Source organism: Streptomyces sp. NPDC088194 (assembly GCF_040702025.1).
Taxonomy (GTDB): Bacteria; Actinomycetota; Actinomycetes; order Streptomycetales; family Streptomycetaceae; genus Actinacidiphila.
In genome coordinates this window covers 1-12217 of record NZ_JBFBIV010000072.1, presented here as the reverse complement: position 1 = coordinate 12217, position 12217 = coordinate 1, and the positions used below count along the sequence as shown (strand labels likewise).

The window sequence follows — 12217 nt, the reverse complement described above, 5'->3', positions numbered from 1 at the left end:
CCGGCACCGGACCGGCGCCGGACCGGCGCGACCGAGATCGACGATCGCAGCGGCCCGCGGCACGGACATGCGTGCTGAGCACCCAAGTTCCGCCCCGCCCGGCGCACTTGACGGCCGCGACCGGCGGCGGCCGGACCGCGCCCCGGCGCGCACGCGCGAATGTGGGTGGTGAACGCGCATGCGGTGCGACGGCAGCCGCGGTCGACTCATGGCAGCTACCCGATCGCGACGAGGGAGGCCCCCATGGCGTCGAAGACCCGGCCGACCGCTGCCCGCCCGCTCGCCATGCCCTGGGAGCGTCGCGGCCGGCCGGCCCTGACCGGGGCCTGGTGGGTCCGGGCGCTCCGCCTCGACGAGCGCTCCGCCACCGGGTGGCCGGAGGCCGACGACGCGGGTCCGGCCGAGGACGGGGACGCCGAGAGCGACGACGCCGCGGCCGTGGCCGACATCCGGCTGCGGCGCTGGCGCGACGCCTTCGCCGACCTCGCCGCGGACGCGCTCGACCGCCAGACGGGCGAGTACGGCGGTACGCCCCGGCAGCTCAGGACACTGCTGGCCGAACCGCCCGAGCGCCTCGCGCAGCGCGTGGCCAAGCCCGCGTGGGCCCTGGACGTCGAACGGGTGGCGGCGTCGGTGACGGGAGACCACGGCGCGAAGGCACCGGCCGGCCCTCCGGCCCCCGACGGAAGCCGACACGGCGGAACCCGACACGGCGGAAGCCAACACGGAGCAGGCCAACAGGAAACAGGCCAACTCGGCGGCTGGCAGCGCGGCTTCGCCCTCGTCGTCGAGCCGTTCGTGCACGAGTCGCTGCGCCGGTTCGACGCCGCGACCGACAACATCGGCCCGTCAAGCGCCGCGGACCGCGCGGCGGTCAGGGACGCCGCGCGCGGCGAGGTCACCCGCCGTCTCGTACGCCTCGCCAGCCGGGTGCTCGTGCTCGAACTGAACGTCCTGCGCGTCACCGGCCGGCTCGACGGCGACGCGCCCGAGGAGCGCTTCTGGTCCTTCGTCCGGCACTTCCGCCGCCCCGCGCCGCTCGCCGAACTGCTCGACGAGTACGCCGTGCTGGCCCGTCTGATGATCGCCACGGCCGGGCAAGTGGCCGCCGTCCACGCGGAGTTCCTCCAGCGGCTCGTCCAGGACCGGCCGGAGCTGGTGCGCCGGCTGTTCGGCGGCGCCGACCCGGGCCCCCTCGCCCGCGTCGAACTGGCCAAGGGCGACACGCACAGTGGCGGCCGTTCGGTGGGCGTCGCCACCTTCGCCTCGGGCGCCCGGGCGGTCTACAAGCCCCGGCCGCTGAGCATGCACCGCCACTTCAACGACGTGATCGACTGGTACAACAGGCGGCTGCCGGGCCCGTCCCGGCTGCGGACCCTGACCGTCGTCGACCGCGGGGAGCACGGCTGGGTCGAGTTCGTCGCGCCGGCGCCCTGCGCGGACGGTGCCGCCGCGACCCGCTACTTCCACCGCCAGGGCGCGCTGCTCGCGCTCCTGCACAGCCTGGGCGGCGTCGACTTCCACTTCGAGAACCTGATCGCCGTCGGCGACCAGCCCGTCCCGATCGACCTCGAATCGCTGTTCTGCGCCGACCTGCCCCGCTCCTACGGCAGCGCGACCCTGGACGGCGACCCGGCGGTGACGGCGTACCGCGAGTCGGTGGGCCGGGTCGGCCTGCTGCCCTCCGTCGTGGTCGGCGCCGACGGGCAGGCGTTCGACGCGGGCGGCATGGGGGGCGACGAGGACGCGGCGCTGCCGTACCGGGTGGTGGACTGGACCGGGGCGGGCACCGACGCGATGCGCCTGGACCGGGTCCAGCCCGTCCTCGGCAGCGTCCACAACCGGCCCAAGCTGGACGGCGCGGACCTGGACGCGGTGCGGTACGCGGGCCCGCTGCTGGACGGTTACCGCGAGGGATACGCGGCGATCGCCGCGGGACGCGGCGAACTGCTGTACCCAGGAAGGCCGTTGCCGACGCGTGAGGCACGCGCGTCGCGCGAGGGGCCCGCCTCGTCCGGCGAACCGCTCGCGCCGGACGGGCCGTTGGCCCCCTTCGCGGGCGACCTCGCGCGTGTCATCCCGCGGCCCACCCACGAGTACGCCACGCTGCTCGCCGAGACCACGCACCCGGACGTGCTGCGCGACGCGCTCGACCGGGACCAGGTGTTCGGCGTGCTGTGGGCCAGGGCGGCGGCCGATCCGGCCCGCGCCCGGCTGGTCCGGCACGAGGTGGCCGATCTGTGGGCGGGCGACGTCCCGCTGTTCACCGCCCGCGCCGATTCCCGTGACGTGCGCACGGCCGGCGGCGCGGTCCTCGCGGACCTGCTGCCGGAATCCGGCGCGGCCCTGGTCGGGCGCACCCTGGCCGGGATGGGCGGGCGCGACCTGGACGACCAGCGGTGGATCGTCTCGGCGCACCTGGCCACGCGTACGAGCGGCGCCGAGCCCGGACCGTCGGGCGACGCCGCCGGGTCCGGCCGGGCCCTGCCCGAGCAGGGCCTCCTGCCACCGGACCTGTCCGAGCGGGCGTTGGCCGCCGCGCGGTCCGTCGCGGACCGCCTCGAAGCGTCGGCGTACGCGAGCGGGGGTCGGCTCGGCTGGCTCGGGCTCGACCTGTGGCAGGAGTCGCGCTGGTCGGTGCGGCCGCTGGGCGTCGATCTGTACAACGGCTACGCGGGCATCGCCCTGTTCCTGGCGCAGCTCGCCCACGTCACGGGCGAGCCCCGCCACGCCGACCTCGCCCGGGGAGCACTCGGCCCGGTCGCGGGTTACGCGGCGGAGGTGCTCGACGCCGGCGGTGCGCACGAAGCCGAGGCGATCGTGGGGGCGTTCACCGGCATGAGCGGGGTGGCGTACGCGCTCGCCTGCTCTTCCGCGCTGCTCGGCGACGCGTCCGCGCGCGCTCTTGTCGCGCCGCTGCTCGAACTGGCCCGGGAGCGCGTGTCGCAGGACGTCGCCCACGACGTCATCAGTGGCACCGCGGGGTGCCTCGCGGTCGCCGAGGCCCTGTCGGCCGATCACGGATGGGCGGCGTACCGGCCGGCCGCGCACCGGCTGGCCGAACGCTGCGCCGAGGCGCTCGTCGCCGGCGCGGTGCCGGCCGGCGACGGTGTCGGGTGGCCGGGGACGGCGCACCGCCCGCTGCTCGGTTTCTCCCACGGTGCCGCGGGCGCCGGCTGGGCCCTGCTGTCGTACGCCGCGCGGACCGGTGACGGGGGTGCGCGCGCCACGGGCCTGCGCGCGTTCGGCTACGAACGCGGCGCGTACGACGCGCGGTCGGGCAACTGGCCGGATCACCGCAAGGCGGAGCCGAGCAGCCAGCACTCCTGGTGCCACGGGGCGCCCGGTGTCGGCCTGGCCAGGGCCGCGGTCCTGCACGCGTACTCGCGGGTCCCCGAGGCACCCGGCTTCGTGGCGAACCTCGCGGACCTGCGGCGGGCGCTGGACAGCAGCGCCCGGTTCGGCCGGCACCGCAACCACAGCCTGTGCCATGGCGCGTTGGGGAACCTCGAACTGCTCTCCACGGCAAGGACGTTGGGGGCGTCGGTCAGCGCGGACGGCGCGGACGGCGCGGGCGGCGCGGGCGGCGCGGATGGCGCACACCACACCGCGGTTCAGCTCGCCTGGTCCCGGGAGGCGTCGGCCGCGGTGGCGCAGATCGAGCGGGACGGGCCGGTCTGCGGAACGCCGGGCGGCATCGCGACGCCAGGGCTGATGACCGGTCTGGCCGGGATCGGCCACGGGCTGCTGCGGATCGCCGCGCCCGAACAGGTGGCCCCCGTCCTGCTGTTGGCGCCTCCTCCACCGGTTTGAGATCCGCGGACGGTCCCCGTCCTGGGCCCGCGGCTCGGCAAGCGCGCATCCGCCGGGAGTTCCCGGCGATGTTGCGGCACCACATCCGGCACCACCAGAGAATCGAACGAAAGGGTCGACACATGGACTTGGCCAACGACGTCGTGCGCTCCTGGAAGGAATACACCCCCACCGGGACGCCCGACTCCAGCCCCGTCAGCTCCATCGACATCGCCGACGTCGCACACGGCGGCATGATCGCCCAGAGCTGGCAGTGGTCGTTCAGCTGCTGCGACACGACGCTCTGCTCCGACTGCTCCATCCACTGATCACCGCTGCCGGGATCACCACCGCCGGCCGGGGGCCGCACCGCAACGGTGCGGCTCCCGCGGCGTGGCCCGCCTCAGAAAGGGTCGACACATGGACATGGCCAACGACGTCGTGCGCTCCTGGAAGGAATACACCCCCACCGGGACGCCCGACTCCAGCCCCGTCAGCTCCATCGACATCGCCGACGTCGCACACGGCGGCATGATCGCCCAGAGCTGGGAGTGGTCGTTCAGCTGCTGCGACACGACGCTGTGCGCCGGCTGCACGGTCTGACCACCGCTGCTCGCGTGGGCCGCATCCCCCGGGGTGCGGCTCCCGCGGCATAGGCCCCGTCCCGCAGGTGTCACGGACGCGCCCCCGGCAGGCGGGCGGGTCCGGGACGCCTGCGGGCGCGCGCATGACGCGGCCGGTGACCCGGCGGTATGGCGCCGGCCCGCGCGCGTACCCGCCACCCGGACAGCGGTGCCGCCACCCGTACGGGCCCATTTCGGCGCGGTCGCGGCCAGCCTTCCGACGGGCGGTCGGCGGGAGGGAATGATCGGGGCGGTCTGTCTGCTGCCGGGTGCGGGACTCGCCACCGGCTCGCCGCGATCGCCGCTGGAGGAACCGCGCATGTCCCGTCTGCTCCGCGCAGCGCCGCCCTCGACACGAGGACTGACGGACAGCGACGAGGACTTCCCCATCGGCACCCCGCCCACCCGCAATGTCGTACTGACGACGGTGGTGTCGACGGCGGTGGCGGTCGCCCTCGTCCTGCTGACCGGTACCGCGGTACTCGTTCTCGGCCTCCTGGTGTTCCTGCCGGCGTTCGCCGCCGCGCGGTGCAGCCCGCGCCAGACCGCAATGGTCTCCACCTGGGTCTGCGCCATCGTCATCGTCCCGGTGGCCCTGCAACCCACGGGGCGGATCGTCGACCGGGTGGTCCTCTCGCTGTTCGCCGTCGCGTTCGGCGCGCTGGCCGTCTACGCCTCCCGCGCGCGGATCAGCCGCGAGGCGGAACTGGTACGGCTGCGGTCGACCGCGGCCGCGATGCAGCGGCAGATCCTGCGGCCGCTGCCCATGCTCACCGACGACGTCCTCGTGGACGGCGTGTACGAGCCGCTGCAGCAGGACAAGCTCGTCGGGGGCGACATCTACGACGTGGCCGCCACCCCTTGGGGCACCCGGGTGCTGATCGGGGACGTCCAGGGGAAGGGGCTGCCCGCCATCGGCATGGCCATCGACGTGGTGGGCGCCTTCCGCGAGGCCGCGCACCGCGAGCCGACGGTGACCTCGCTCGTCGACGCCCTCGAAGGGGCGGTGGTCCGCCACAACGACGACGCGCTCGGGCGCGGCGAGCCGGAACGGTTCGTCACCGCGCTCGTCCTGGGGGTGGACGGGGCCGTCGACACCCAGGTCGTCTCGTGCGGCCACATCCCGCCGTATCTGCTGCACGCCGGCGACGTCACCGCCGTCGGCGTGGGAACGGAGCATGTGCCGCTCGGTCTGGCGAAGCTGGTCGACGAGCCGCGCACGGTGGCCTGGTTCGCCTTCCCCGCCGGGGCGACGCTGCTGCTGTGCACCGACGGTCTGACCGAGGCCCGTTCGCCCGACGGCGCCTTCTACCCGCTGGAGGCGCGCCTCAGCGGGCGCACCGACATCACCGCCGATCGGCTCACCAGCTCGCTCGTCGACGACGCGCGCTCCTTCGCCGCGGGGGTACAGCAGGACGACCTCGCGGTCCTCGCCGTGCGCCGCTCCCCGCACCGGGCGCTGTAGCCGGGCAGGGCGCGGGCCCGCTTCGGCGACGCCGGGGAACTGCTCGCCGCCGCCCGGGTCGGCATCGCCCGGGTGCGGCTGCCCGGTCCTGGCAGCTACGCGCTCGCGGTCCGCTCGCTGCCGCGCGCGTCGGGCAGGGCCGGCAGGCCGGAGCCGGAGGCGCGCAGGACGTCGGCCAGGCGGCGCAGCACGGGATTGGGGCTGTCCGGGCTCCAGCAGGCGTGCAAGGTGACGGAGTGGGCGTCGGCCGGGGCGAGGTCGCGGTAGCGGACGCCGTGTACGCCCATCGCCATGATCGAGCGCGGCACCAGGGCGCAGCCGAGGCCCGCCCTCACGAGCGCCAGCATGGTCGGCACCTGTGAGGTCAACTGGCTGACGGCATAACGGTCGACGCCGATCAGCGCGGCGCAGACGTCGTGGAGGTAGCGGGAGCCCTCGGGGCTGTAGCCGATGTACTCGTGCGTGACGTCGGCCAGGAGGACCGGTCCCGCCGCGGCGAGCGGGTGGCCGGCGGGGACCGCGAGCACCAGGTCCTCCGTGTGCACCAGGACCGACTCGTACTGCTCCGGGATCGGTGGGCGTACCAGTCCCATGTCGATGCGCAGTTCCGACAGGGCGGTGAACTGGTCGGGGCTGGCGAGTTCGGTGAGTTCGACCGCCGCGTCGGGAAGATGGGCGTCCGCCAGCTTCAGCATGTCGGCCAGTACGGCATAGGCGCCGATCGAGGTGAAGGCCAGGCGGAGGGTGCCGCCGCTCCCGTCGGCGGCGCGCCGCGTCGCGGCCGGCGCCGCCTCCAGCAGGGCGAGCACCCGGCGGCAGTGGTCGAGGAAGACCGCCCCGGCGGCCGTCAGCCGCGTGCCCCGGCCGCCGCGCTCGAACAGGGTGACTCCCAGGGTGCGTTCGAGGGCCTGTATCTGCCGGGTCAGCGGCGGCTGGGTCATGTTGAGGCGAACCGCGGCGCGGCCGAAGTGCTGCTCCTCCGCCACCGCGACGAAGCCGCGGAGCTGCTGAAGTGAGTAGTTCATACCGTCACGGTATCGGGCGATGCGAAATCGGCCTTGGACACGCATGAGTGGGCCTTCCTAGGCTCGTGCCCGGTAGCACGAGGCATCCCACATCCAGGAGTTCAGGTTGCTGAAACTGGCCGTAGCCATGACACCGCAGCGCGTTGACGACGTGTGCGGGCAGGAGCTCCGCCGCGAGATCGAGGGGAGCTACGAAGTGGTCTGGGGCGGCGCGCGGATGAGCGGTGCCGAGGTCGCCCGGCTCGCCGTCGGCAGCGACGTGCTGCTGACGGGTTGGGGTACGCCCCACCTGGACCGGTCGATCTGGGCCGGCGCGGACGGCCCGCGCGTGGTGGCCCACGCGGCCGGCACCGTGAAGAAGCTCCTCGACCGGGAGGTCCTCGACCAGGGCGTCGCCGTCTTCTCGGCGGCGAGCCGGATCGCGTGGTCGGTGGGCGAATACTGCCTCGGGGCCATGCTCACCCTCGCCCGGCGGCTTCCGCAGCTGGACGCCGCGGTGCGGGCCGGCGGCTGGACACAGCCTCGGCTGCGGGGCCATGAACTCGCCCACCGCCGGGTGGGCATCCTGGGCGCCAGTTCGACGGCCCGGGCCTTGATCACCCTGCTGGCGCCCTTCCAGTGCGACATCGCGGTGTACGACCCCTACCTCGACGAGGAGCGGGCCCGGCGGCTCGGCGTGCGCACGACCTCGCTCGAAGAGGCGCTGAGTTGTCCCGTCGTCTCCGTCCACGTGCCGAACCTGCCCGCGACCGAGGGAATGGTGAGCCGCACGCTCATCGAAGCCATGCCCGACGGCGCGATCGTCGTCAACTCCTCCCGGGGCCCGGCCGTCGACCAGTCCGCGCTGATCGAGCAGGCCCGCGCGGGCCGGCTGCTGGCCGCCCTCGATGTCTACGACGCGGAGCCCCCGGTGCTCGACGCGGACACGCTGAGCTGCCCGAACCTCCTGCTCACCCCGCACGTCGCGGGCGACACGGTGGAGGGCCACCTCGCGCTGACCGGCTACGTCATGGCCGATGTCGCCGCGTGGTGGGAAAGCGGCGCCCGCGGTCCGTCCTGGGTCGACCCGGCGGCGTGGTCCACCGCGGCCTGAGTCGTCCCCGGCCGGCCGCCGGACCGTACCGCGTCCGCACATCCGCGTGCCCGGCACCCGATGCGAAAGGTTCGACCTCCATGTCCCGAATCACCGCGGTTGACGTCTTCACCGTCGCCGTCCCCTTCGCCCGCCCCTTCGTGCTCGGCAGCGGAGCCGTCGGCGGCACCGGCCAGGCGGGTTCGGTCGTCTTCGTGAAACTGACGACCGAGGACGGCGTCAGCGGCTGGGGCGAGCAGCGAGCCCTGCCGAGCTGGAGCTACGAGACGGCGGAGACGATCCGCTCGGTGATCGAGCGCGAGCTGACCCCCATCCTGCTGGAACTCACGCCCTTCGACGTGGAGTTGTTCCACGCCCGGGCCGCACGCCGGCTCAGCCCGTCGGTGTCCAACGGCTTCCCCTTCGCGCGGGCCGCGGTGGACATCGCCCTGCACGACGCCGCGGGCAAACTGGCCGGCCAACCGGTCCACGCGCTGCTGGGGGGCAAGGTGCGGGACGAGATACCGCTCTGCTCGGCCATCGGAGTCGGTGAACCCGCCGCCGTCCGCTCCCACGCCCAGGAATCCCGCGCCTACGGCGCGTACAAGGTGAAGATCGCCGGCGACCCCGTCGCCGACGCCGCGGCGGTCACGGCCGTGGCGGGCGTGGCCGGCGACAAGCCGATCTGGCTGGATGCCAACCAGTCCTACCGTCCCACCGCGCTGCTGCGTCTCCTGGACCGGCTCCGGGACATCTCGACCCTGCACTGCGTGGAGCAGCCCGTGCCGAGCACGGACACGCTCGGCATGCGGCGGCTGCGGCAGATGACCGCTCTGCCGGTCGCCATCGACGAGGGGTGCTTCACCGCACGGGACCTGGCCAGGTGCCTGCGCCTGGATGCCGCGGATCTGGTGGTGGTCAAGATCTGCAAGTCCGGCGGCATCCGCAACGCCCTCAAGACCGCGCAACTCGCCGCGGCCAACGGGCTCGAAGTGCTCGGCAGCGGTCTGACCGACTGCGGCATCGGGTTCGCCGCGGCGCTGCACCTGTTCAGCCAGCTGGAGCTGGCCCTGCCGGCCGAGCTGAACGGCCCGGAACTGCTCGCCGACCTCTACGTCGAAGGGCTGTCCGTCACCGCGGCCACAGCGACCGTGCCCACCACGCCCGGGCTCGGCGTGGAGGTCGACGAGGAGCGCATCCGCGCCGAAGCGAAAGCCTGAGCCGCGGGTGACCCGGCCCGGACCGCCGTCCGGGCCGAACAGGGCCGCCGTCCCGGCCGAACGGGACCGCCGTCCGGGCCGAACAGGGCCGCCGTCCCGGCCGAACGGGACCGCCGTCCGGGCCGAACAGGGCCGCCTTCCGGGCCGGCGACGGCGCAGGTCCCTCCCACGACGAGCATCACCATGAGCGGACTCGGAGGCCGCTGAACCATGACATTCCTGTGGTCCGTCTTCACCAAACCCTGGTCCGAACTCCCCGGCGACCGGCTCGGACCCCTCGTCGCCGGCCTGGGCTTCGCCGGCGCCGAGGTACCCGTGCGGGACACCTCGTATGTGACGCCCGCCGTGGCCGAGCGGGAACTGCCCAGGCTCACCCAGCGGTTGAAGGACGACGGCGTCGAAGTGATCAGCGTCGCCGGTGAACTCGACGAGTCCTTCTTCGCGGCGTGCGCCGCCGCGGGAGTCCCCATGATCCGGGTGATGGCAGCACTCGGCCCGGACGGCTACGCGGCGTCCGCACACCGCGCACGCGCCTGGCTCGAAGCGGCGGCGCCGCTCGCCGAGCGGTATTCCGTGCAGGTCGGTGTGCAGCCTCACCACGGGAGCTACGTCTCGTCCACGCTCGGGGTGCTGGCCCTCCTCGACGGCCTGCCCTCCGCGCACTTCAGGCTGGTCTGGGACGCCGCGCACGACGCGCTGGCCGGCGACGACCCGAGGGTCACCCTGCCGCTTGCGGCCGACCGGCTGGGCATCGTCAACCTCAAGAACGCCATTTACGCCCCGATGGAAGCCGGCCGCTCCTCCACCGGCGACCGCTGGCGCACCTGGTTCGTTCCCGGCGAGGAGGGGCTCGCCAACTGGGCCACCGCGCTGGAGGTACTGGCCGAGCTCGGTTACCACGGGCCGGTCTGCCTGTCGGGCCAGTACTCGGACCCTTCGGTCCCCGTCGAGGAGCTCCTGGTCACCGACTTGGCCGCGGCCCGCCGGGCGGCACGGTAGGCGGCTGCGAAGGGACCCGCGCCGAGACCGGCAGCCCGTGGTGGCCCGTACCCGGAGCCCGGGGGCTGACATGCCGTCGCAGCACGGGGTTCACAGACGCGGAGCAGGATGAGACGTGTCGCGAGCCGGCCCCGCGCCCCCTGTTCCGCGGAGCCCGCGGTGCCCGCCGCGCTCCCGCCGCACCGCCGACTCCGGGCCGGCACGCGTTGCCCCGTCTTCTCTTCAGGAAGCGAGTCGCGCATGTCCCAGGAACCTCGGCACCGCACCGGCACGGGTGCGGCCGAACCGCCCTCCCGCACGGTCGTGGTGGCCGGCGCCGGCCCGAGCGGGCTGCTGCTCGCGGGCGACCTCGCGGCTGCCGGCGTGCACGTGGTGGTCCTCGAACGGCGCCCGGAAGGCGTCAGCAACCTCACCCGGGCCTTCGGCGTCCACGCCCGTACCCTCGAACTCCTCGACGCCCGGGGCCTGGCGGACGAGCTGGTCCCCACCGGACAGGTCATCCGGGAGCTGCGGCTGTTCGGCGCCATACCGTTCGACATCGGCCAACTGCCCTCGCGGTTCCCGTTCCTGCTGGTCACCCCGCAGTACGAGGTGGAAAAGCTGCTGCTGCGCCGGGCGTTGGAGCAGGGCGCCACGATCCGCTACGGCACCGAGGTCCACGGCCTGACGCAGGACGCCGACGGGGTGACCGTCTCGGTGCGCGACACCGACACCGACACCGATGCCGACACCGATGCCGATGCCGACCCCGGCCGCGACACCGGCACCGGCGGGGCCCGCGGGGAGACGACGGTGCGCGCCGCCTACCTCGTGGGCGCCGACGGCGTACGCAGCGCGGTGCGCGAGGCGTTGGGGCTGCCCTTCCCCGGCAAGGTCGTCATACGGTCGGTCGCGCTCGCCGACGTGAAGTTCACCGAGGAGCCCGAACTGGTGGTCCGCGTGCACGGCACCGGCGACGCGTTCGGCTTCATCGCCCCGTTCGGCGACGGCTGGTGGCGGGTCGGCGGCTGGGACCGCGCCCACCGGGGCCAACCGGACGACTCCCCGCTGGAGTTCGAGGAGCTGCGGTCGATCATCGAGCGGGCCTTCGGCAGCGACTACGGCATGCACGACCCGCGCTGGCTCTCCCGGTTCCACAGCGACGAACGCCAGGTGCCGCGGTACCGGGTGGGCCGGGTGTTCCTCGCGGGGGACGCCGCCCACCAGCACTCGCCGGCCGGCGGCCAGGGCATGAACACCGGCCTTCAGGACGCCGCCAACCTCGGCTGGAAACTCGCCGCGGTGCTCGGCGGCTGGGGCGACGACACCCTCCTGGACAGCTACCACAGCGAGCGCCACCCGATCGGCCGGGCCGTCCTGCGCACCAGCGGCCTGAACCTGCGGCTGGCGATGGCGCACAATCCGCTGGAGGTCGCGCTGCGCACGCTGCGGAAACTCGTGGTCACCCACGTCCGGCCGGTGACGCGGCAGGCCGTCGGCGAGATCACCGGCATCGGCTACTCGTATCCCGCCCCCCGCGGCGCCGGTCGCGACGTCGGCAGGCGCGCCCCGGATCTGGAGCTGGACGCGGGCCGGCTCTACGAACTGCTGCGCGAGGGGCGGTTCGTCCTGGCCCTTCCCGCAGCCGCGGCAGCCGGCGCCGCCGCGGACACCCGCCCGGCCGACGACGACCCGGCCGACCTGCTGGCGGGCCTCGCCGACCGCAAGGACCGCCTGGTGGTGGCCCGTCGCACCCCTCCCACCGATGGCGGCGGTGACGGCAACGGCGGCGCGGCGACGGATGCCGTCCTGGTCCGCCCCGACGGCTACGTCGCCTGGGCCGGCCCGGCCACCGCGGACGCCGTCCAGGCCGGCCTCGCACCCTGGATCGGGTGACCTCCGGCTGCGTGCGCGCCCCGGCACCGGCAACCGGCGGTGGCCCGGACCGGCCCGCGAGGGTCTCGAGCGCGACAACTGGTTCTGCCTGGGCAAGGTGAACGACGATCCCGTCTTCGTCGACAGGGCAGATGGATCCGTGTGGG

9 protein-coding genes are annotated in these 12217 nt (G+C 74.2%); 8 read left to right on the top strand and 1 reads right to left on the bottom strand.

Translation table 11 applies throughout. The features are described from left to right. Window positions 1-243 precede the first annotated feature (243 nt). From AB0399_RS30215 to AB0399_RS30200, 4 genes are all read left to right on the top strand, one after another. Window positions 244-3813, top strand: a complete 3570-nt coding sequence (locus tag AB0399_RS30215; RefSeq protein ID WP_366413504.1) for a type 2 lanthipeptide synthetase LanM family protein — start codon at window positions 244-246, stop codon at window positions 3811-3813. A gap of 122 nt (window positions 3814-3935) precedes the next feature. Then, window positions 3936-4121 carry a hypothetical protein gene (locus AB0399_RS30210; RefSeq protein WP_329361961.1) on the top strand — a complete coding sequence of 62 codons (186 nt, stop codon included), beginning with the start codon at window positions 3936-3938 and terminating at the stop codon, window positions 4119-4121. A 91-nt stretch (window positions 4122-4212) separates the two neighbouring features. Beyond that, complete coding sequence (locus AB0399_RS30205) at window positions 4213-4395, top strand: hypothetical protein (protein ID WP_366413503.1); 183 nt, start codon at window positions 4213-4215, stop codon at window positions 4393-4395. Between the two features lie 339 nt (window positions 4396-4734). Continuing rightward, window positions 4735-5880, top strand: a complete 1146-nt coding sequence (locus AB0399_RS30200; RefSeq protein ID WP_366413502.1) for a PP2C family protein-serine/threonine phosphatase — start codon at window positions 4735-4737, stop codon at window positions 5878-5880. Between the two features lie 95 nt (window positions 5881-5975). Here the strand turns inward: AB0399_RS30200 and AB0399_RS30195 are convergent, their stop codons facing one another. Beyond that, on the bottom strand, window positions 5976-6905 hold the full coding sequence (locus AB0399_RS30195; RefSeq protein WP_366413501.1) for a LysR family transcriptional regulator: 930 nt from the start codon (window positions 6903-6905) through the stop codon (window positions 5976-5978). Between the two features lie 127 nt (window positions 6906-7032). On the opposite strand from AB0399_RS30195, the gene AB0399_RS30190 reads away from it, so the two are divergent. The 4 genes from AB0399_RS30190 (at window position 7033) to AB0399_RS30175 (ending at window position 12071) form a co-directional block, all read left to right on the top strand. Then, window positions 7033-7998 (top strand): hydroxyacid dehydrogenase, encoded by a 966-nt coding sequence (locus tag AB0399_RS30190; RefSeq protein ID WP_366413500.1) that lies wholly within the window; start codon window positions 7033-7035, stop codon window positions 7996-7998. A gap of 80 nt (window positions 7999-8078) precedes the next feature. Beyond that, entirely contained in the window at window positions 8079-9197 is a 1119-nt protein-coding gene (locus AB0399_RS30185; RefSeq protein ID WP_366413499.1) for an enolase C-terminal domain-like protein, read from the top strand. 210 nt (window positions 9198-9407) lie between these two features. Then, window positions 9408-10196 (top strand): sugar phosphate isomerase/epimerase family protein, encoded by a 789-nt coding sequence (locus AB0399_RS30180; RefSeq protein WP_366413498.1) that lies wholly within the window; start codon window positions 9408-9410, stop codon window positions 10194-10196. A 240-nt stretch (window positions 10197-10436) separates the two neighbouring features. Beyond that, window positions 10437-12071 carry an FAD-dependent monooxygenase gene (locus AB0399_RS30175; RefSeq protein WP_366413497.1) on the top strand — a complete coding sequence of 545 codons (1635 nt, stop codon included), beginning with the start codon at window positions 10437-10439 and terminating at the stop codon, window positions 12069-12071. Window positions 12072-12217 lie beyond the last annotated feature (146 nt).